General features: G+C 64.2%; 21 protein-coding genes and 1 tRNA gene. 15 read left to right on the top strand and 7 right to left on the bottom strand.

The genetic code is table 11. The features are described 5' to 3' along the window. Positions 1–144 precede the first annotated feature (144 nt). The 4 genes from U8326_RS16380 to U8326_RS16365 form a co-directional block, all read right to left on the bottom strand. Positions 145–312, bottom strand: coding sequence for an excisionase (locus U8326_RS16380; RefSeq protein ID WP_324741590.1), 168 nt, complete (start codon positions 310–312; stop codon positions 145–147). A 102-nt stretch (positions 313–414) separates the two neighbouring features. Beyond that, positions 415–1194 (bottom strand): hypothetical protein, encoded by a 780-nt coding sequence (locus U8326_RS16375; RefSeq protein ID WP_324741589.1) that lies wholly within the window; start codon positions 1192–1194, stop codon positions 415–417. After that, a complete protein-coding gene (locus U8326_RS16370) occupies positions 1191–2375 on the bottom strand; it encodes a tyrosine-type recombinase/integrase (protein ID WP_324741588.1) in 1185 nt (394 codons plus the stop codon). The genes U8326_RS16375 and U8326_RS16370 overlap by 4 nt, the downstream gene beginning before the upstream one ends. A 139-nt stretch (positions 2376–2514) precedes the next feature. Then, positions 2515–2588, bottom strand: a tRNA-Gln gene (locus tag U8326_RS16365). A gap of 174 nt (positions 2589–2762) precedes the next feature. Between U8326_RS16365 and U8326_RS16360 the strand changes: the two genes are divergently transcribed. Beyond that, positions 2763–3956, top strand: coding sequence for a Ppx/GppA phosphatase family protein (locus U8326_RS16360; RefSeq protein WP_324741587.1), 1194 nt, complete (start codon positions 2763–2765; stop codon positions 3954–3956). A gap of 40 nt (positions 3957–3996) precedes the next feature. Beyond that, positions 3997–4668: an RlmE family RNA methyltransferase gene (locus tag U8326_RS16355; RefSeq protein WP_324741586.1), complete on the top strand. Its 672-nt coding sequence runs from the start codon at positions 3997–3999 to the stop codon at positions 4666–4668. A 36-nt stretch (positions 4669–4704) separates the two neighbouring features. On the opposite strand, the gene U8326_RS16350 is transcribed toward U8326_RS16355, so the two are convergent. Continuing rightward, positions 4705–5364 (bottom strand): cytochrome c family protein, encoded by a 660-nt coding sequence (locus U8326_RS16350; RefSeq protein ID WP_324741585.1) that lies wholly within the window; start codon positions 5362–5364, stop codon positions 4705–4707. Positions 5365–5488: 124 nt separating this feature from the next. Between U8326_RS16350 and U8326_RS16345 the strand changes: the two genes are divergently transcribed. The 11 genes from U8326_RS16345 (at position 5489) to U8326_RS16295 (ending at position 15204) form a co-directional block, all read left to right on the top strand. After that, positions 5489–6382, top strand: coding sequence for a prephenate dehydratase (locus tag U8326_RS16345; RefSeq protein WP_324741584.1), 894 nt, complete (start codon positions 5489–5491; stop codon positions 6380–6382). Between the two features lie 66 nt (positions 6383–6448). Then, a complete protein-coding gene (locus U8326_RS16340; protein ID WP_324743649.1) occupies positions 6449–7099 on the top strand; it encodes a hypothetical protein in 651 nt (216 codons plus the stop codon). Then, positions 7096–8376, top strand: a complete 1281-nt coding sequence (locus tag U8326_RS16335; RefSeq protein WP_324741583.1) for a DUF4350 domain-containing protein — start codon at positions 7096–7098, stop codon at positions 8374–8376. The genes U8326_RS16340 and U8326_RS16335 overlap by 4 nt, the downstream gene beginning before the upstream one ends. Further along, on the top strand, positions 8373–9335 hold the full coding sequence (locus tag U8326_RS16330; protein ID WP_324741582.1) for a MoxR family ATPase: 963 nt from the start codon (positions 8373–8375) through the stop codon (positions 9333–9335). Before U8326_RS16335 ends, U8326_RS16330 begins: the two co-directional genes overlap by 4 nt. Before the next feature lie 35 nt (positions 9336–9370). Continuing rightward, positions 9371–10648 carry a DUF58 domain-containing protein gene (locus tag U8326_RS16325; RefSeq protein WP_324743648.1) on the top strand — a complete coding sequence of 426 codons (1278 nt, stop codon included), beginning with the start codon at positions 9371–9373 and terminating at the stop codon, positions 10646–10648. A gap of 8 nt (positions 10649–10656) precedes the next feature. Next, a complete protein-coding gene (locus tag U8326_RS16320) occupies positions 10657–11715 on the top strand; it encodes a stage II sporulation protein M (protein WP_324741581.1) in 1059 nt (352 codons plus the stop codon). A 1-nt stretch (position 11716) separates the two neighbouring features. Then, positions 11717–12637, top strand: a complete 921-nt coding sequence (locus U8326_RS16315) for an RDD family protein (protein WP_324741579.1) — start codon at positions 11717–11719, stop codon at positions 12635–12637. A 1-nt stretch (position 12638) separates the two neighbouring features. Continuing rightward, positions 12639–13154, top strand: a complete 516-nt coding sequence (locus U8326_RS16310) for a GNAT family N-acetyltransferase (protein WP_324741578.1) — start codon at positions 12639–12641, stop codon at positions 13152–13154. Positions 13155–13259: 105 nt separating this feature from the next. Beyond that, positions 13260–13466 carry a hypothetical protein gene (locus U8326_RS16305; RefSeq protein ID WP_324741577.1) on the top strand — a complete coding sequence of 69 codons (207 nt, stop codon included), beginning with the start codon at positions 13260–13262 and terminating at the stop codon, positions 13464–13466. A 134-nt stretch (positions 13467–13600) separates the two neighbouring features. Further along, on the top strand, positions 13601–14725 hold the full coding sequence (gene ispG / locus U8326_RS16300; protein WP_324741576.1) for a flavodoxin-dependent (E)-4-hydroxy-3-methylbut-2-enyl-diphosphate synthase: 1125 nt from the start codon (positions 13601–13603) through the stop codon (positions 14723–14725). After that, complete coding sequence (locus U8326_RS16295; RefSeq protein ID WP_324741574.1) at positions 14722–15204, top strand: GNAT family N-acetyltransferase; 483 nt, start codon at positions 14722–14724, stop codon at positions 15202–15204. The genes ispG and U8326_RS16295 overlap by 4 nt, the downstream gene beginning before the upstream one ends. Here the strand turns inward: U8326_RS16295 and U8326_RS16290 are convergent. Next, on the bottom strand, positions 15195–15725 hold the full coding sequence (locus tag U8326_RS16290) for a hypothetical protein (protein WP_324741573.1): 531 nt from the start codon (positions 15723–15725) through the stop codon (positions 15195–15197). The genes U8326_RS16295 and U8326_RS16290 overlap by 10 nt on opposite strands. 133 nt (positions 15726–15858) lie before the next feature. Here U8326_RS16290 and U8326_RS16285 point away from each other — a divergent pair, with 133 nt between their 5' ends. After that, on the top strand, positions 15859–16482 hold the full coding sequence (locus tag U8326_RS16285; RefSeq protein WP_324741572.1) for a murein L,D-transpeptidase catalytic domain-containing protein: 624 nt from the start codon (positions 15859–15861) through the stop codon (positions 16480–16482). A gap of 37 nt (positions 16483–16519) precedes the next feature. On the opposite strand, the gene U8326_RS16280 is transcribed toward U8326_RS16285, so the two are convergent. Further along, positions 16520–17923 (bottom strand): L,D-transpeptidase family protein, encoded by a 1404-nt coding sequence (locus U8326_RS16280; RefSeq protein ID WP_324741571.1) that lies wholly within the window; start codon positions 17921–17923, stop codon positions 16520–16522. A 123-nt stretch (positions 17924–18046) separates the two neighbouring features. Here U8326_RS16280 and U8326_RS16275 point away from each other — a divergent pair, with 123 nt between their 5' ends. After that, positions 18047–18970, top strand: coding sequence for a DMT family transporter (locus tag U8326_RS16275; protein ID WP_324741570.1), 924 nt, complete (start codon positions 18047–18049; stop codon positions 18968–18970). Positions 18971–19134: the final 164 nt, after the last annotated feature.

Here is a 19134-nt window from a genome sequence, read left to right as displayed (position 1 = left end):
CCAGCGACGAACCTCCTCTATATTTGGAACTTCAACATCGATGCTTGCCAGAGCACTTTCGATAGCAGGGGACCGCACGGACATAACCGGGCGGTCCCCTCGCCTTTCACGGGCAGGCGAAAGCCCGTTCCTGACCGACATGGATCACACCGGCTCGCCCAGCAGAGCGCGAATGCTCTTGGTTTTCACGAGGGTGCGGCGGCCGACCTTGATAGTTTCCAGCCTGCCATCGCCGATTAGGGCGTAAATAGTAGTGGTGCCGAGACCTGTCGCCTTCTTGGCACCTTCGATAGTCGTGGTAATCGGGTCCATAAGTCGCCTCCGCTTTTTGCTGGAAAACCAGCGGGCGACTGCGACATTGTCAGTATAAAAATACGCGGGGAAACGCGCTTTGGGCGTGCAGTGCGCGCATTTTCATGCGCGTTTTGAAGGATTGAGGCGTGGCCTGCCGATGGTGCCTTTGCTATTACGTCCTTCGGACCAGACTTCCCGAAAAGAAATATTGCTCCAGCCATGCTCCTTGCGCTTCGGCTTGAATATCTCGACCCAAGCCCTTTCGCGATTCCCGATCCGGCATGAGGCGATCTCGGCTTTCATGCGCTCCAGACTCCATGCCCCAGCATTAGGCTGAGCGACAGGACTGATCCCGGTAGGTTCGCCGAACACTGCCAGCATTCCCGCACGTGGCAGATGAACATCGTAGAACCAGACCACACGCTGCTTATCGCCGAATAAAGCTTCAAAGCTACTCGACTGGCCTCGCCAACCGGCCTTCACCAGATCACACGTGCCTTCGCCGTCGATCTCAGCGCCGACCCAATCCGAGACCTGGATTGGCTCCAACGGAGACGATGGAGATTTGCGGCCTTGCGCGGCCACCCTTTCTGCCTCAATCGCCCCGACCAACGCCGCCTCGATACGACGCATCGTGTCTTCTTCGAGACGACTGATGTTCTGCTCTTTCGTCACCGCCTCGTAGATGCGGTGGATAGCACCGGCACCAGTGTATTCGGCCATTGAATCGATGCGCGAATACAATTCCAGGATTTCGACGGCGGTGAACAACGCTTCATCTCGATCGTCAGGTGCCTGACTGTAGGCTAGCGCCACCGGCCACGGCCAAAACGGCTTCGCAAGCCAGGCTTCGACTGGAATATTGTCACTCATGGCACTGGGGGACACCTTGGTCATCATGCACTTGCCCCTAACTTCAGCGGAAGTTGCACAACTGTGCCAGACGTGCCCGCAGCATACCGCCCCCATGCATCGAGCAAGGTACGGCGCATCTCGATAAACTTCGCCCGATTATAGGCCCGGATGACACGATCCGGGATTGTATGTGCCAGTGCCGTTTCGGCCACCGCCTCGGGGATGTTCGACATCTTCTCCGCCGCCCACGTGCGGAATGTCGCGCGAAAGCCGTGGACGGTATAGCCCGTCGCCCGAACTACCTTACTCATAGTCATGTCGCTGAGCTGCTTGCCACCTGCACCGGGAAAGATGAGACAATCCTTTTGCGACGTCCGCAGCTTTTTCGCGCGCTCCAGGATAGCCAGAGCCTCAGCAGAAAGCGTCACGGTATGCGCCTTGCCGCTTTTCATGAGGGAGCCGGGACGCCGCCATTCTCCTGCCTCCATGTCGATATGCGACCACATGGCGGAACGGACCTCACCACTGCGAGCGGCTGTGTAGATCGTGAAGAGCAGCGCAAACCTGCCAACTGTATCCGTCGCATCATCCAGCTTGGCAACGAACGCAGGTAATTCCTGATAGGGCATGGACGAGAAGTTCCCCGCCTCTGCCTGCCTTGCCAGCAAGGGGCGCAGGCCATCGCGCGGCGCACCGGTTGCTCGCCAGCCATGGCCTTTCGCATAATCCAGAACCACACCGATCCGCTGGCGCAGTTTCTTCGCGGCCGCTGGCTTGGTTGTCCATAATGGCGACAGGACGGACAGGATGTCTTTCTCGTCTATCGAGTCCACCCGGAGCCCACCGATCTTCGGGAAAACATGAAGTGTGAGCGTGGACAGAAATGCCGAGGCGTGGCGCTCGCCCCATCCAGGCGACAAGGCCTTATGGCAAGCCTTCGCGGCCTCCTTGAAGGACGGCGGAACTACTTCTCGCTTGTCCCGCGCCGCTATCGGATCGCCACCTGCTCGGGCAACCTTGCGAATCTCCCGTGCCTTGTCGCGCGCTTCCTCCAGCGTCAGGTCAGATAATGCGCCGAGTCCTATATCTCGCCGCCGCCCATCGGACTGAACGCGAATCATCCAGGACTTCGCCCCGGTACGAGAAACAAGCAGATAAAGGCCCGCGCCGTCCCCATGACGACCGGCTTTCGCGTTCCTGACCTTCAATGCGGTTAGCTTCGCCAAATTGCACTCCCACATTCGCTCCCACGTTATGAAGCGACTTGTGGCGAAGGTCAACGAAGGAGAGCGAAGAACATGGGGAGAACCCTTACGGATTCCCTAGGGGAAAACGAAGGGTCACGAAATGTGACGAAAGGTATGATGGATGCCCCGCGAGGATTCGAACCTCGATTGACGGAGTCAGAGTCCGTAGTCTTACCTTTAGACGACGGGGCAATGCGGGGGGTGCCTCTAGGCCCGCAGGCGGCGCTGGTCAAGGCCGCGAAAGCGACATTGGCGTTAACTGGCGCCCGTGGTCGAGCCGAGCTTGCCGGATTTGCCGCGCAGCGCTAGCATCGCCTCAGGTCCTCGCCCGGAAACGGCGAGTGGAAAACGAGAAAGTACAGGATTATGGCGGAACATTCTCCGCCGGAGCGGCGCAGGGCTCATGCGCCCGGCAAGCAGGGAGGCGATGCACGAAGCCGGAACCGGCAGCGTGCTTCGAAGAAGCTTCCTGCGGAAACGCAGTCGGCCGGCTCCGGCCAGATTCAGGACAGCGCCAGGGCTTCCCGCCCGAATATGTTTCGTCAGCTTCAGCCGCGCCGGCAGGCCTATGCCGCAATCGACCTTGGAACCAATAATTGCCGGCTCCTGATCGCGCGCCCCTCCGACGAGAATTTCACGATCATCGACGCCTTCAGCCGCGTGGTGAGACTGGGGGAAGGACTGGCGCAGACCGGGCGGCTCAGCGACGAAGCGATGGAGCGGGCGCTGGCCGCACTCAAGGTTTGCGCCGAAAAGCTGCGCCGCCGCAATGTCCATCTCGCCCGATCCGTCGCGACCGAGGCTTGCCGCAGGGCCAGCAACGGCGCGCAATTCATCGAGCAGGTGCGCAAGGAAACCGGCATAGCGCTGGATGTCATCTCCGCGGAAGAGGAGGCCCGCCTGGCCGTGCTGGGCTGCCACATCCTGCTGGAAGGCGGGACGGGGCCGGCAGTCATATTCGACATCGGCGGCGGCTCGACGGAACTGGTGCTGGTGGAGCCGGACGGCATAGCGCCGCGCATCATGGACTGGCAAAGCGTTCCCTGGGGAGTGGTGTCTCTCACGGAAAGCTGCAGCCGCGATGAAACGACGCATGAAGCCAGAAACCGGCGATATGCCGAGATGCGCCGGCTCGTGTCGGAGAGCTTCGCGGAATTCGCGGAACGAATCGCCCCATTCGCCGGAAACGATCCGCGCCTGCTGGGCACCAGCGGCACTGTCACCACCCTCGCCACGCTTCATCTGGACCTTCCGCAATATGACCGCCGCGCCGTGGACGGGCTGATCGTTCCATCCGCGGCGATGCGCGACATCAGCGCGCGCCTGTCCCTGATGCCTCTGTCCGAGCGCCGCGAGTTGCCCTGTATCGGGCGCGAGCGTTCCGATCTGGTGATCGCGGGCTGCGCCATTCTCGAATCGATTCTCGATATCTGGCCGGCAAATCGGCTTGGCGTCGCCGACCGCGGCATTCGCGAAGGTATCCTGCGCAGCCTGATGGCGTCGGATCACCAGGGCGAGCGGGGCAAGCTTCGTCTCCAGCAGACGAGGGCGGGGCAATGACGTCTCCGCCGGCCGGGTCCGGCTCATCAGGCGCCATCGCATGACAAGATCGGGCAGAAACCCGGAAAAGCGCCTGCGCGCCGGCCGCAAGCGCACCGCATCATCCGCGCGCTGGCTGAGCCGCCAGCTCAACGACCCCTATGTCCAGAAGGCCAAGGCGGAAGGCTATCGCAGCCGGGCCGCCTACAAGCTGCTGGAACTGGATGAGAAATTCCGCCTGTTGAGGAATGCCTCGCGCGTGGTGGACCTCGGCATCGCTCCCGGAGGGTGGAGCCAGGTGGTCCGCCAACGCAGCCCGCGCGCGGCAGTCGTGGGAATCGACCTGCTCCCGACCGAGCCGATCGAAGGCGTCACCATCTTCCAGATGGATTTCATGGACGACGCCGCGCCGGGAATGCTGGAAGCCGCGCTCGATGGAGCGCCCGACCTTGTCCTGTCCGATATGGCCGCCAATACGGTAGGCCACAAGCAGACCGATCATTTGCGCACGATGGGGCTGGTTGAAACGGCGGCCGACTTCGCGATCAAGTCACTCGCGCCAGGCGGCGCCTTCGTGGCCAAGGTGCTGGCAGGGGGGACGGACAATCAATTGCTCGCCCTGCTCAAACGGCATTTCCTGACGGTCAAGCATTCCAAACCCCCGGCAAGCCGCAAGGATTCGTCCGAATGGTATGTCATTGCCCAGGGATTCAAGGGGCAGACGGAAACCTGACCCCCGCCCCTTGCGGGCAATTCCGATCAGTGACGATCAGTGGGCGGCGGCAGGCGCGGCCGGAGCTTCACCCGCGGCGGCGGCCCCCGCTTCGGCCCCCGCTTCGGCCGGTGCGGCGCCGGCAGGCTGCCCTTCGGCAGCAGGAGCTTCAGCGGCAGGCGCGGCTTCGGCCTTGGGCAGCGGCAGGTTCGAACCCTGCGTGTTGATATAGGCTATGATATCGGCGCGATCCTGCGGCTTGCTGAGACCGGCGAAGCTCATCTTGGTGCCGGGGGCAAACGCCTTCGGGCTCTTCAGCCAGGCGTCCATATCCTCGAAGTTCCAGTTGCCGCCATGGCCGGAAAGCGCGCTGGAGAAGGCGAAGCCGCCCACGCCCTTGCCGATCGCTTCACCCAGAACGCCGTGGAGATTCGGGCCGATGCCGTTGGGGCCGCCCGCGTTGATCGTGTGGCAGGAAACGCACTTGCCGAACAATTGCTCGCCCTTCGCCAGATCGGCCTGGGCCAGCAGGGTGGCCAGCGGGGGGCCTTCATCGGCGCCGCCTTCGGCTTCGACACCTTCGATCGCATAGCCCATTTCATGCGGGCGATGCGGCTTGTCGGCCTGGAAATACTTGGCGCTGACGCTCGACAGGCCTAGCCCGACGATGCCTGCGAAAAGGGCCCAGCCAGCGATGGTGTTAAAGCGGTCGGTCATCAGGGAAAGCCTACGGGTTGAATATCTCGCGGACCCTCTAGTGGCCAGTCGCGCGCTTCGCAAGCCTCAACAGCGTTCGTCAAACGACTTGTCCGCCCGCCAACGGCGGTCTAGGCGCAGGCCCATGCACAGCTTCCCCGCCCCTGCCCTTGCGCTGGTCGAGCAGATGAGCGCCGCCGCGGCTCAGGACCCTGCCCATGCAATCGCCTTTCAGGGCGCTCCCGGTGCAAATTCCCATCGCGCGGCGCTGGAGTTCGATCCGGGCTGCCTGCCCCTGCCCTGCTTCAGTTTCGAGGACGCGCTGGAGGCGGTGAAGAACGGCAAGGCCGATGCCGCCATCATCCCGATCGAAAATTCCCAGCACGGGCGCGTCGCCGATATTCACTTTCTGTTGCCGGAAAGCGGGCTTTCCATCGTGGCCGAGCATTTCATGCCGATTCACCACGCGCTGATCGGCATCGGCGACGGGCCTTTCGCCGCCGCCTACAGCCATCCCCAGGCGCTCGGGCAATCCCGCCATTTTCTGCGGAAGCGCGGGATCGTGCCGATGGCCTATGCCGACACCGCGGGCGCGGCGGCGCTGGTGGCGGAGATGGGCGATCCTTCGATCGCCGCGATCGCGCCGGCGCTCGCGGCCGAACTATATGGCCTCAAGCTGGTGCAGGACAGGATCGAGGATGCGGCGGACAACACCACCCGCTTCGTCGTCCTTGCGCGGGAACCGCAGGACCCCGCCACGCTCGCGGATCAGATCGCGATGACCACCTTCGTGTTCGAAGTGAAGAACGTGCCCGCCGCATTGTACAAGGCGCTGGGCGGCTTCGCCACCAACGGCGTAAACATGACCAAGCTCGAAAGCTATCAGAAGGGCGCGAGCTTCGCGGCGACCATGTTCTATGCGGATATCATCGGCGCGCCCGGCGATGCGGCGGTCGATCGCGCGCTGGACGAACTGGCCTTCCATTGCAAGGAACTGCGTATCCTGGGCAGCTATCCGCAGGCCCGACCGCGCGGCTGAAATCAAAATGGCGCATCGGCCGCCTTGCGCTGGATTCCGGCGTGTGCCACCACTCGCGCCGTGAGCATGGGATCAGCCCAAATCGCCGCCGCGCAATCCCGGACAGAGCGGGATTGGGAAGCATTGCATGATCGAGGCGACATCCAGTTCGCCCCGCTCAAGCCGATGGAACCCCCGAAGCCGCCGGAATGGCTGCAAAAGTTTCAGGAATGGCTGGCCGATCTGCTTGCTCCGGCAGGCAGGCTTCTGGGCCTCAGCTGGCCTGTCTTCAAATGGGTATTGCTGGCAGTCGCGGTGATCCTGTTCCTGCTGCTGGCATGGCGGCTCTTGGCGCCGCTGGCCGGATGGCGACGCAAACCACGCCCCGACTCCCCCGAATGGGCGCCGGATCGCGGAGAGGCGCTGGCGCTGCTCGAAGACGCGGACGCGCTTGCCGCGGCAGGACATTATGACGAGGCGACCCATCTCCTGCTGGTGCGGAGCGTTGGCCAGATCCGCGCCATCCGGCCGGATCTGCTCGATCCCTCGAGCACCGCGCGGGAGATTGCCGCCCTGCCCGCCTTGCCGGATCGCGCCCGCAACGCCTTCCGGATCATCGCCGAACGAGTGGAGCGCAGCCTGTTCGCGCTCGTGCCGCTGGGAATGGAAGACTGGCAGGCCGCGCGCGCGGCCTATGCCGATTTCGCGATCAGGGAACTGGAAGGCAGGCCCGCATGAGCGAAGCCGGATCATCTCCCTTCTCCCCCCGCGCCGTGCTGGCCATATTGGCTGTCGGCGCCGTCGCCTTTCTGCTCACGCTGTATTTCATCGGCGCGGGCGAGTTCGGGAACGACAACCATAGCGACGGCGGACACGCCGGCGGCAAGGGCCTCAACGGCTATGCCGCGTTTGCCCGGCTGATCGAAGGCAGCGGCCGCGCGGTGGAAGTGAGCCGCAATGAAGGCAAGCTCACCACTTACGGGCTGCTGGTGCTGACTCCGCCGCATTATGCCGATGGCGAGGAATTGTCCGAAGCCGTCGAGCGCCGCCGCAGCATCGGCCCCACCATGGTGATCCTGCCTAAATGGCATGCATCGCGCGCCCCGGATTTCCGGAAAGACGCCAAGGATGGCTGGGTCGTGCTGGGTGGCTCGGACTCTCCGGAGTGGAAAGGCTTTGCCGACGACATCACCGTATCGCTGGGCAAGGCCGGCACCTGGCGGACGGGCGATCTGTCCGGCTCGCTTCCCGATCCCAAACAGGTCCAGACCGGCGGAGGCAGCGCGAATCTGGTGCCGCTGGTTCGCGGCGACGGGGGGCGTATTCTGGCCGCCTATCTCGCGGACGACGGCTACTATCCAGCACTCAACCAAATGGCGGGGATGCTGTCCTCCTTCGGGGGCGACGCCGATTATCTCCACCCGCTGATCTTCGTGTTCGAGCCTGACCTGCTCGACAATTACGGCATGGCCCGGCGGGAAAACGCCCTGCTGGCCGAACGGCTTGTCAGCGCGGCCAGCGGCGGCGAGCGCATCCCGGTGATTTTCGATCTCACGCTGAACGGGCTGGGCCGCAGCGCCAATCTGCTTACTCTCGCATTCACCCCGCCGTTCCTGGCGGCAACCATATGCCTCATCATCGCCGGCATAATCATAGGCTGGCGGGCGCTTCGCCGCTTCGGGCCGCCGCTCGCGGAAGGCCGGACGATCGCGCTCGGCAAGCGTCAACTGGTCATCAACAGCGCCGGTTTCATCCGGCGCACCGGGCGCCTCCATCTGCTAGGCCCCCCTTACGCGGCGCTGATGCGGGCGCGGATAGCCCAGCTTCTCGGCTTGCGCCGGCAGCAGGAAGCAAGCGCTCTGGACATGCAGATCGACCATCGCCTTCTTGGCCGGGGGGTGGACAGGCCCGCTTTTTCCGACCTCGTCCGGCAGCTCGCCGAAAGCCGCGGCACGCATGAATTGCTGCAGGCGACGCAGGCTCTCAAACAGATCGAAAGGAAGCTCGAGACATGACCATGACCCTGGACCAGCTCCGGTCGCTGGCCGAAGCGATCCGCGCGGAGATCGGCAAGGCGGTGATCGGCCAGGCGGATACGGTCGAGCACTTGCTGGTGGCGCTGCTGAGCCGCGGCCATGTCCTGCTCGAAGGCCCTCCGGGCGTCGCCAAGACCTTCCTCGCGCAATGCTTTGCCCGGTCGCTCGGGCTGGACTACGGCAGAATCCAGTTCACGCCGGATCTGCTGCCGGGCGACATCCTCGGCTCCAACCTGTTCAATTTCCAGACCAGCCAGTTCACACTCACGCGCGGGCCGATCTTCTGCGAACTGCTGCTGGCCGACGAGATCAACCGCACCCCGCCCAAGACCCAGGCCGCCCTGCTGGAAGCCATGCAGGAAAGGCAGGTCACGCTGGATGGCGAAGTGCACCCCCTGCCCGAACGATTCCTGGTCATCGCCACCCAGAACCCAATCGAGAGCCAGGGGGTCTATCCCTTGCCGGAGGCCCAGCTCGACCGCTTCCTGTTCAAGCTGCTGGTGCCTTATCCCAGCGCGGAGGAAGAAGCCGCGATCGTGGCCCGCTTCGGCGAACAGGGCGGCCCGCCGCGCCCGGAAGACTTCGGCATTGCCCCCGTCACGGAGCCTGCCCAGCTTGCCGCCGCCAGCGCCGCCCTGAAAAGCGTGACGATCGCGCCCGACGTGATCGACTATATCGTGCGCCTGGTCCGCGCCACGCGCGAAAGCGCCGACCTGTCCAGCGGCGCATCTCCTCGCGCGGCCGTGCTCATGGCCAATGCCGCACGCGCGCGCGCCGCCTTGCAGGGGCGGGATTACGTGCTGCCGGATGACGTGAAGGCGCTGGCCACCGCGGTCCTGCGGCACCGCTTGTTGCTCTCGCCCGCCGCCGAGATCGAAGGGCGGGAGGTCGAAGCCCTGGTGGGCGCGCTGGTCGAACAGACAGAGGCGCCGCGTTGATCGTTCCGTCCGCCCGGACAGCACGGCTCGCGACCATGGCCGCGCCGGTGGCGCTGGTCATCGCAGCAGCCGCGCCGGGCGCCTGGATCGTCGCGCCCGCGGCCGGCGTGATGCTGCTGGTGCTAGTGCTGCTGGACGGGCTGGCGGCGGGGCGGCTTGAGGATTTGCGTCTGATAACGCCAGCCGATGCGGAAGTGGGCGAGCCTTTCGAGATTTCCGTGCTGGTCGATATTTCAGGGCGTAAAGGCAACGCTCCTCCAAGCGCCGCGCTGGCCTTCGACCCGCGCCTCGGCCCGGGCGGAAGGGCGGAGTTCCCGCTTGGCCTCGATCCCAGCGGCGCGTGGCGCGGCGGCATCCCGCTCACGCTATCGCGCAGGGGCACAGGCGCGATCACGCATCTTTGGCTTCGCTGGTCAGGCCCGCTCGGCCTCGCCCATCGTCAGAAAAGCCAGCAGGTGAACCGCGACATCCGGATCTGGCCGGATCTTTCGCCGGTCCGCTCCCCCGCCTTGCAGACCTTCCTTCGCGATGCCCAGTTCGGTCTGATCGCCAGGCGAATCCGGGGCGAAGGCAGCCAGTTCGAATCGCTGGCGGAATATCAGCCGGGAATGGATCGCCGCCGCATAGACTGGAAGACCAGCGCGCGGCAGACCCGGCTTCATGCCCGCGAGAATGAAAGCGAACGCAACAACCAGATCGTCTTCGCCTTCGACTGCGGGCAGGCGATGTGCGAACCGCTTGAAGGGCTGCCCAGGATCGACAGGGCCGTCTCGGCGGCGCTGACGGCCGCCTATGTCGCCTTGAAGGGCGGCGACAAGGTCGCGCTGTTCGGCTTCGCCCGGCAGCCGGAGCTGGCCACGCCCTTCATTTCCGACACCCGGGCCTTCCACCGGCTGCAAAGCGCCGCCGCCAGCCTGGATTATCATGCGCAGGAGCCGAACTTCACGCTCGCCCTGGCCACCCTTACGGCCCGCCTGCAGCGCCGCTCCCTGATCGTGCTGTTCTCCGATTTCAGCGATCCGACCAGCGCGGAACTGATGATCGAAAGCGTCGGCCGGCTGGTCCGCCACCATCTCGTCCTGTTCGTGACCATGGAAGACGCCGAGCTGGCTGATCTGATCGCGGCCGAGCCCGAGGATCTCGCTCATGTCTCCATGGCCGTGACGGCGGAAACCCTGGCGCGGCAGCGGGCGGTCGTGCTGCAACGGCTTCGGCAGCTCGGCGTGGATGTGATCGAAGCGCCATGGGAGCGGATCGGCTACCGGCTGATCGACCGCTATCTGGAAATCAAGCGCGCGGGAGCGATCGGGTGAAGGCGCCGATGCTGAAATCTTTGTTCGGCCGAAGCCGGGCTGCCGCCTCTCCCGCGGATATCGCGGCGGCGGCACTGCGCTCGGACCGTTTCCGGCTCGAACGCGAAGGCGAGTGGAAACGCCTGGAGCAGATTGTCGCTCGCCTGGAATCCGGCCGCTTGCGCAAGCTTTCCGACGATGACGTGCTGGCCCTGCCCGCGCTTTACCGCATGGCCGCCTCCAGCCTCGCTATCGCGCGGGAAACCTCGCTGGACGCGGCGACGCTGGCTTACCTGGAATCGCTCGTCCAGCGCGCCTGGTTCCAGGTCTACGGGCCGCGCAGTTCCCTGGGCAGCTGGCTGCGTCGCTTTCTGGGCGGGGGCTGGAGCGCGAGCGTGCGGGAAATCTGGCCGGACCTGCTGATCGCATTGGCGGCGATGATCGCCGGAACCCTGGTCGGATGGCTGCTGGTTTCCGGCGACAGCCAGTGGTTCCACGCCCTGGTCCCGCCTGAATTCGGCGGGGAGCGGTCCCCCGGCGCATCGCCGGACGTCCTGCGAGGGACATTGTTCGGAAAGCAGGAAAGCGCTTCCGGCCTCTCCGCATTCGCCGCCTATCTCTTCAGCAACAACGCCAAGGTCGCGATTCTCGCTTTTGCGCTGGGCTTCGCTTTCGGGGTCCCCTCGATCCTGCTGCTGATACACAACATGGCCCTGCTTGGCGCGATGCTGTGGCTGTTCGGCGGTGCAGGAATGACCGTGGATTTCGTTGGCTGGCTGAGCGTTCATGGCACGACCGAGCTGTTCGCGATATTGCTGGCGGGCGGCGCGGGCATCCATATCGGGCGCGCGATGGCCTTCCCCGGGCAACGCTCGGTCCTGACCGCCGCCGCCGAAAGCGGGCGGCGGGCGGCGCAGGTCATGGCCGGGGTCGTGCTCATGCTGCTGATCGCCGCCTTCCTCGAAGGCTTCGTCCGGCAGCTCGTGACGGATACCCCCAGCCGCTACCTTGTCGGCGGTTCGATGCTGATCTTCTGGCTGGCCTATTTCTTCGCCCTGAAAGCGCCGCTCCAGGGCCGGGAAGCCTGACATGGCGAGCGCGCCCTATCTTGCCGCGCAGGCGAAGCGCCTGCGCACGCTGATAACCCCGGAAGGGCTTGCGCTGCCGCTAACGGTTGCAAGCAGAGGATCGCGAGCGGGCGCGCTCATCATAGACTTCATCATCATTCACGTGACGATGCTGGCGGTGACGCTGCTGCTGCTCTATCTGGGCTTCGGCGTGCTGGGAATGGATTGGCAATCCGCCGAGGACCCCAGCCAGATCTTCGGAGTGCTCGAATTCCTCGTCGTGATCTGGCTGATCGCGATGTTCCTGTTCCACTACGGCTACTTCCTGTTCTTCGAACTGGGGCCGCGCGGGGCGACGCCGGGCAAGCGGCTGACCGGAATCCGTATTGCCGCCCGCGACGGCGGCCGGCTGACCGCGGAGGCGGTGATCGCTCGCAACCTGCTGCGCGACATAGAGCTGTTCGCCCCGCTCATGCTGATCGCCGGGGCGCAAAGCGGCGATGGCGGCATGGCGGGTCTTGCCGCCACGATCTGGTTCGCGATTTTCCTGCTGTTCCCCTTCTTCAACCGCGATGCGCTGCGCGCCGGAGATCTCATCGCCGGCACCTGGGTGGTCGAGGCGCCCAAGCGCAGGCTTGACGATACGCTGTCGGCCACGCCCTCCGCGCATGGCGTATCGACCGAAACCGGCGCGCTTTATCGGTTCGGCGAAGCCGAACTTTCCGTCTATGGCGAATATGAATTGCAGACGCTGGAACGTATCCTGCGCGAAAATCGCCCGGAAGCGATGGCTGCGGTCGCGGAAACGATCTGCCGCAAGATCGGCTGGCAACCGGGCCAGGGCGATGACCGCGCGTTTCTGGAAGCATTCTACGCCCAGTTGAGAGCGCGCCTGGAGCGCAACATGCGATTCGGGCGCAGGAAAGCCGACAAGCATTCCTGAAATGATCCTGCGACCTGCCACCGAACGGGATGTTCCTGCCCTTTCCCGGCTTGGGGAAGACAGTTTCCGCGCGGCCTTCGGCCATCTTTACGATCCGGCCGACCTCTCCGGGTTTCTCGCCTCGGTCTATTCCCGGGAAGCTGTCGCAGGCGAGATCGCGGACCCGGCATTCATTCACTGCCTGGCCGAACGGGATGGAAAACTGATCGGATTCTGCAAGCTCAAGATGCCGGGCTGGTATGACGGGCATTCAAACGCGAAGAATCCGATCTCTCTCGGGCAACTCTACGTGGACCCATCCCTGACCGGTGGAGGTGTGGGGGCTGCCCTGATGGAATGGGCGCTCGAGGAAGCACGCGCGCGCCAGGCGGACGCCATCCAGCTATCGGTGTGGAGCGGCAATCATGGCGCGCAGCGCTTCTATGCGCGATATGGCTTCTCTAAAATCGCGGACATCTATTTCTGGGTCGGTAACCATCGCGACGACGAATATCTGTATGAGCTGAGGCTGAGCTGACCGGACAGCACGGTCCGGTTCGCGGAATTTTGGCCGAATTGCCAAAGCATGATATGCAAGAAACGTCGGCTCTGCGGAGAGGTTCGGCAAAAAGAGGCGAATGTCATGGAGAGGCTGGACGCCCCGGTCTGCTTGCTGCGCGCGCGTGAGGAAATGCTCCTTGCCCTCGATGCATCCAATGCAGAGGATGAAAGCCAGCACAGGAAGCTGGCGGGCGATTACATGAATGCCGCCCTGCGCGAAATGCGGCGTGAGCCTGCACGGCAGCAGGATTGGGACCGCATTAACCCGGCGCATGGCTGCGCACACTGACAACAGTGCAAGGGTGATTCAGGCCCTGCGCAGGCGCGCAAGCCCTATGCCATGCAGAGACGCAGTGCTCTGCCCTGGAAATCGCACATCTACAGCGTTTGCTCCAGAGGCCGCGGAAGACTATATGGCGGTCCATGTCTTCCGTCCGTCCCTGGCGCGATATAGAGCGCCGCAAGAGCCGTCAGATCATGGTCGGCAATGTGCCGGTCGGCGGCGATGCGCCGATCACGGTGCAGACCATGACCAATACGCCGACCTCCGACCCCGGCGCCACCATCGCTCAGATCCGCCGCTGCGAAGATGCGGGAGCGGACATCATTCGCGTATCCTGCCCGGATGTGGAGAGCACATCCGCATTCCGGCAGATCGCCCGGGCGGCCAACGTGCCTTTGGTCGCCGACATCCATTTTCACTACAAGCGGGCGCTGGAAGCAGCCGATGCGGGCGCGGCCTGCCTGCGCATCAATCCCGGCAATATCGGCAGCAGCGAACGGGTTGCCGAAGTGATCCGGGCCGCCAAGGCGAATGGCTGCTCGATCAGGATCGGAGTGAATGCGGGCAGCCTGGAAAAGGATCTGCTCGAGAAATACGGGGAGCCGTGCCCCGAGGCATTGGTCGAAAGCGCGCTCGATCATATCAAGCTGCTGCAGGATCACGATTTCCATGAATACAAGGTGGCGGTGAAGGCGAGCGACGTGTTCCTCGCCGTCGCCGCATATCAGGGGCTTGCCGATGCGGTCGACTGCCCGCTCCATCTCGGCATCACGGAGGCAGGCGGCCTGATCGGCGGGACGGTCAAATCCGCGATCGGGATCGGCAATCTTCTATGGGCGGGAATTGGCGACACCATCCGCGTCTCGCTTTCGGCCGAGCCGGAAGAGGAAGTGCGGGTGGGCTTCGAAATCCTCAAGGGCCTGGACCTGCGCACCCGTGGCGTAAGGGTAGTCTCCTGCCCGAGTTGCGCACGGCAAGGCTTCGATGTCATCCGTGTCGTCACCGCGCTGGAAGACAGGCTGCAGCATATCAAGACGCCGCTGTCGCTTTCCGTCCTGGGCTGTGTCGTGAATGGGCCGGGCGAAGCGCGCGAAACCGATATCGGGATCACCGGCGGCGGCAGCGGCAGGCACATGGTCTATTTGTCCGGCGTGACCGACCATCATGTCGAAAGCGCGGATATGCTGGACCACATCGTAAGGCTGGTGGAACAGAAGGCAGCGGAAATGGAGGCGGCGCAAGCCACGGCCCAGGCTGCCGAATGACTGTCGGCGTCCGTCCGGCCGTTCCCGCCGATCTTCCGCTGATAGCCGCGCTTATCCGCGAACTCGCGGAATATGAGGATCTCTCGCACGCGGTTCATTTCGATGAAGATATGCTGGGGACGTATCTGTTCGGCGAAAATCCGGCCGCGGAGGTTCTGATCGCGGAGCATGATGGCAAAGCAGCCGGATTTGCGCTCTTCTTCCGGAATTTCTCGACCTTCGCCGGAACGCCGGGACTTTATCTCGAAGACCTGTTCGTGCGCCCGGAAGCGCGCGGATACGGGCTGGGCCGGGCCTTGCTGGCGGAGTTGGCGGGGCTTGCGCTACGGCGCGATTGCGCAAGGCTCGAATGGGCGGTGCTCGACTGGAACGAGCCGTCGATCGCCTTCTATGAAACGATCGGCGCGCGCATGCGGGGCGATTGGCGGCTCATGCGGCTGGAAGGCGACAGTCTGATGCGCCTCGGCGCTCAGAAATAGATGTCCACGTAATCCGTCAGGTAATCGCACCATTCGAATTCGCGAAGGCGCCAATAGGGGCGATTCTGGGTCACGGCAAAATGCCAAAGTTTCCGGCCTTCGCATTTGCGCCCGCCATCGGGAGTATCGGTGATGCGAATAGTGCCCCGAAAGATGAAATAATCCGCGCCAACTTCCTCGACCCAGCCATCCAGATAAAGCTGCCCCGGGCCATGCTGGTCCGATTGCGAGCCGGTGAGGAAAATCGTCCCATTCTGCTCGCGGGCATGGAGGCTTCCCCTTTGGTTCCACCCGATCCACTGGAGAGTGACCCCTTTGGCGCCAAGCAGGCGCTGGGCGGCGGCGCGATCCAATATGAGGGTCGGCTGCGGCGCAAGCGGCGCGGATGCCTTCTCCGCCGGGGGCGCGGATGCAGTTGAAGCGGATTCGCCCGACAGCTTGTTCTGGGCGCATCCTCCAAGCAGGGCGAGCGCGGCAAAGGGGACGAAACCCTTGGCGCAGAGATCGAATAACGGTCGCATCGGGGAAGGATATATACGCATCGAAACGCTTTTTCGCGGGAAAATCGCATTCCGCCGCAAAAGCCCATGCACAGGACATATGCCGAACCATGCTTCACTTTACCGTCAGAATGTCCATATTATGAGGATGGGTATGGGAACGGGATTGAACCGCAGGCAATTCTGCCAAACCGCCGCAATTGCAGGCACCGCGCTGGCCTTGCCGGCACGCGTCTTTGCCCAGCCGATGTCGGCGGGGGTGCGGGACCGCAAGATTCTCGAAATCGCCAAGCGCGAGGTCGAGCGGGCCGGCAATGTGTTGTGGCGCAAGGATGTTGCGGGGGTCGCCGATTTCGGGTTGCCCTCTTCCCTGCCGCGATTCCATTTCGCCAATCTCGAGAATGGGACCGTCCGCTCCTTTCTGGTGAGCCACGGCAAAGGTTCCGACCCGGATCATGACGGCTTTCTGGATTTCTTTTCGAACCAGCCCAACTCGAATTGCACCAGCCGCGGGGCCTATATCACCTGGGAATGGTATACCGGCAAATATGGCACCTCGATCCGGCTCGGCGGGCTGGACCCCGACAATTCGAACTGCCTGCAACGCGCGATCGTGATGCATTCGGCCTGGTATGCGGAACCGACGATGCTGGAAAAATGGGGCAAGCTCGGACGCAGCGACGGCTGCTTTGCCATGGGTCCGGAAGACTTCCGCGAAGCCTTGTGGAACCTGTCAGGCGGCCGGTTGCTCTTTGCCGACCGCCTCTGGATCTATTGACGGATTCGCCCGGCCGGCCACCCGCCGTCCAATCGCCTTACGCTCCGGGAGCTTCGATCGGAACCACTGCCTCGCCGGTCGTGCGCGCACCCGTCTTCTGCTGGCGCGGCGCATCGAAACTGGCCAGAACCGGAGCGTCTCGGCCATAGATGTCGCCGAATGAACGCATTTTTCCGTCGATGTCCTGCGCCATGGTGAAATAGGTGATGTAGACCGGGAAAGTCTTCTTCAGCGTAACTTTGGTATATTCGCCCGAATTGACGATGGCGATCGCCTCATCCTTGGTCGCGCCTTCGCCGAGAATCGCCATGGTCATGCCCATCTCCAGCGCCCGCTCCGTCCGCACGCAGCCATGGCTGAGCGCCCGGATATCGAGATTGAACGCATCCTTGCCCGGCGTGTCGTGCAGGAAGATCGCATGCGGATTGGGCATGTCGAGCTTTATCAGCCCCAGCGCATTGTTCGGCCCGGGCTGCTGCACCACGGTGACGAAGCCGTCCGAACCCCTGGTGACCTTGTAGCCCTGCGCCCTGGCGCGGGCCGGATTGGCCAGCAGCCGCGCGCCCAGTCCCTCGCCCTTCACGATGCTCTGCGGCACGGTCCAGGTGGGATTGAAGATCACCCCTTCCACGATCTCCGCCAGTTGCGGGGTGGCGGTGGAGCCGGGCTTGCCGACGACCGTGCGATAGGAGCGGATCACATTGTGATTCACGGTCAGCCGCAACTGGAACTCGGGAACGTTGGTCAGCAGATAGGTCCCGCCCAGATCGCGTGCGAGCCAGCGCCAGCGATCCATATTAGCGCGAATCTTGGTCCGCCTGGCCTTGTCGCCGGGAGGCGTTTCGGCAAGCATCCGCTTGAGCACGGCGTAATCGGGATGGGTCGGGGCGAGCGAGGCCAGCACGCCCGGCACGTCGTGAATGGCCAGGGCCCGCTCCAGCAGAGTGGCGGTGGGCATCAATTCCACATCCGGATCGACCACGAACCACTGCTTGCGCGATTCCATAGGAGTGCGGCCATCGCGCAGGTCTTCCGCCAGCCAGGCGAAGCTGCGGCTCGCGGCCCGGTCCAGCTCCGGCCCCTTGCCCTGCTCGATCGCCCTGCGCAGATCGTTCGGCAGATAATCCGCGGGGGCAAGGCCTTCGGCGCCTATGCCCTCGATCGTCTCCAGCAGCGCCCTGGCGTCCTTCACTTCCCATTCCCGCACCGGGATCGGTTCGGGCGCCTCCGTCCCGGGCAAGGGCTGAATCACGGGCGCGACGGCGGGCGAAGCCTGCGGCGCGGGAACCGGCAACACCGGCTGCGGGGCGATGGTGGGAGCGGGGGAAGGCGCGGAGGCGGGAGCCGTATCCTGCGCCTGCAGCGGCGAGACGAACGCCGCCAGGGACCCGATCATGGCCGGAATCGTGGCTTTCAACCGCTGGCGGAGGAAATTCGTCATAACGCTAAACCCTGTTTGCCCACACCGTTAATCTTGCGGGACCCGGAGATGACAGCCCAACGCGACCTGAACGCCGCCGGATCACGAGTTGACCATTCCCTATTGCCTATGACGGCAGGATGAATGGAAGCAAGAGATGACGTAACGTTGCAGGCCGCTTATGCGCAGGAAATGGAACACCGCCTGCTCCCCTTCCTGGCCACGGCGCTGGCGGTCGCCCTGTTTTCGCTGATGGATGCGCTGATGAAGGGCGCCTCGATCCTGATCGGCGCCTACAGCGCCCTGCTGTTCCGCTCGATCATCGGAACGGCGCTGGTATTCCCGATATGGAAGCTGCGCGGCGGGCGCATCCCCTCGCCCCCGAACCTGCGGATGCATGCCCTGCGCGGCGCGGTGAACTGCGGCATGGCGCTGCTGTTCTTTCATGGCCTGATCCGGCTGCCGATCGCGGAGGCCATCGCGCTGTCCTTCATCGCCCCGCTGATCGCGCTCTATCTCGCGGCGATCCTGCTGGGCGAGCGGATCGGGCAGCGGGCGGTGATCGCCTCGATCCTGGGTTTCGCCGGGGTCCTGCTGATAGGCCTTGCCCGGTTCGACCGGGGCGCGTTCGGCCCGGAGGAGGCCGAGGGCGTCGCGGCGGTGCTGGCATCCGCCTGCCTCTATGCCTGGAACCTGGTGCTGCAGCGCCGGATCGCACAGCTTGCCCGGCCCGCCGAAATCGCGCTGGCGCAGCAGATGGTGGTCGCCGCGATCCTGCTGCTGCCCGCGCCCTGGCTCGCGAGCCTGCCCGACTGGCGCATCCTGGCTCCGGTGGCCGGTTCGGCCGTCCTGGCGACCCTGTCGCTGCTGCTGCTGAGCTGGGCCTATGCCCGCGCGGAAACGCAGGCGCTGGTCCCCGTGGAATATACCGGCTTTCTCTGGGCCGCGCTGTTCGGCTGGCTGTTCTTCGCGGAGCGGATCGACCAGGCCACGCTGTCGGGCACGCTGCTTATCGTCGCCGGGTGCTGGATCGCGGCGCCGCGCCGGACGGAACAGACCGCGATCTGAAACCGGCCTTTCCCGCCCCGGCCGATCCGCCGCGCGCCACGCGGCGGCAATGAAGCCGAAAGAACGTCGAGTCCCCGCGAGGCGGTTTTAAGGGCCAGACCCCTTGATTTTCGCGGGCAGAACGCGCAAGCGCCTCGCGGCAATTGGCTCCCCGCGCACCCTGC

Origin of the sequence: Tsuneonella sp. CC-YZS046 (assembly GCF_035581365.1) — a bacterium.
Lineage (GTDB): Bacteria > Pseudomonadota > Alphaproteobacteria > Sphingomonadales > Sphingomonadaceae > JAWKXU01.
Note: the sequence above shows the minus strand (reverse complement) of the source record. Positions and strands in the feature narration are given on the sequence as shown.

Excerpts from the sequence above, each read along its gene's own strand:
- U8326_RS16310 (WP_324741578.1), top strand. The coding sequence starts at position 12,639 with ATGATCCTGCGACCTGCCACCGAACGGGATGTTCCTGCCCTTTCCCGG.
- U8326_RS16315 (WP_324741579.1), top strand. The coding sequence starts at position 11,717 with ATGGCGAGCGCGCCCTATCTTGCCGCGCAGGCGAAGCGCCTGCGCACG.
- U8326_RS16320 (WP_324741581.1), top strand. The coding sequence starts at position 10,657 with ATGCTGAAATCTTTGTTCGGCCGAAGCCGGGCTGCCGCCTCTCCCGCG.
- U8326_RS16350 (WP_324741585.1), bottom strand. The coding sequence starts at position 5,364 with ATGACCGACCGCTTTAACACCATCGCTGGCTGGGCCCTTTTCGCAGGC.
- U8326_RS16295 (WP_324741574.1), top strand. The coding sequence starts at position 14,722 with ATGACTGTCGGCGTCCGTCCGGCCGTTCCCGCCGATCTTCCGCTGATA.
- U8326_RS16335 (WP_324741583.1), top strand. The coding sequence starts at position 7,096 with ATGAGCGAAGCCGGATCATCTCCCTTCTCCCCCCGCGCCGTGCTGGCC.
- U8326_RS16380 (WP_324741590.1), bottom strand. The coding sequence starts at position 312 with ATGGACCCGATTACCACGACTATCGAAGGTGCCAAGAAGGCGACAGGT.
- U8326_RS16330 (WP_324741582.1), top strand. The coding sequence starts at position 8,373 with ATGACCATGACCCTGGACCAGCTCCGGTCGCTGGCCGAAGCGATCCGC.
- U8326_RS16340 (WP_324743649.1), top strand. The coding sequence starts at position 6,449 with ATGGGATCAGCCCAAATCGCCGCCGCGCAATCCCGGACAGAGCGGGAT.
- U8326_RS16275 (WP_324741570.1), top strand. The coding sequence starts at position 18,047 with ATGGAAGCAAGAGATGACGTAACGTTGCAGGCCGCTTATGCGCAGGAA.
- U8326_RS16355 (WP_324741586.1), top strand. The coding sequence starts at position 3,997 with ATGACAAGATCGGGCAGAAACCCGGAAAAGCGCCTGCGCGCCGGCCGC.
- U8326_RS16285 (WP_324741572.1), top strand. The coding sequence starts at position 15,859 with ATGGGAACGGGATTGAACCGCAGGCAATTCTGCCAAACCGCCGCAATT.
- U8326_RS16345 (WP_324741584.1), top strand. The coding sequence starts at position 5,489 with ATGCACAGCTTCCCCGCCCCTGCCCTTGCGCTGGTCGAGCAGATGAGC.
- U8326_RS16305 (WP_324741577.1), top strand. The coding sequence starts at position 13,260 with ATGGAGAGGCTGGACGCCCCGGTCTGCTTGCTGCGCGCGCGTGAGGAA.
- ispG (WP_324741576.1), top strand. The coding sequence starts at position 13,601 with ATGTCTTCCGTCCGTCCCTGGCGCGATATAGAGCGCCGCAAGAGCCGT.
- U8326_RS16325 (WP_324743648.1), top strand. The coding sequence starts at position 9,371 with ATGGCCGCGCCGGTGGCGCTGGTCATCGCAGCAGCCGCGCCGGGCGCC.
- U8326_RS16360 (WP_324741587.1), top strand. The coding sequence starts at position 2,763 with ATGGCGGAACATTCTCCGCCGGAGCGGCGCAGGGCTCATGCGCCCGGC.
- U8326_RS16290 (WP_324741573.1), bottom strand. The coding sequence starts at position 15,725 with ATGCGACCGTTATTCGATCTCTGCGCCAAGGGTTTCGTCCCCTTTGCC.
- U8326_RS16375 (WP_324741589.1), bottom strand. The coding sequence starts at position 1,194 with ATGATGACCAAGGTGTCCCCCAGTGCCATGAGTGACAATATTCCAGTC.
- U8326_RS16280 (WP_324741571.1), bottom strand. The coding sequence starts at position 17,923 with ATGACGAATTTCCTCCGCCAGCGGTTGAAAGCCACGATTCCGGCCATG.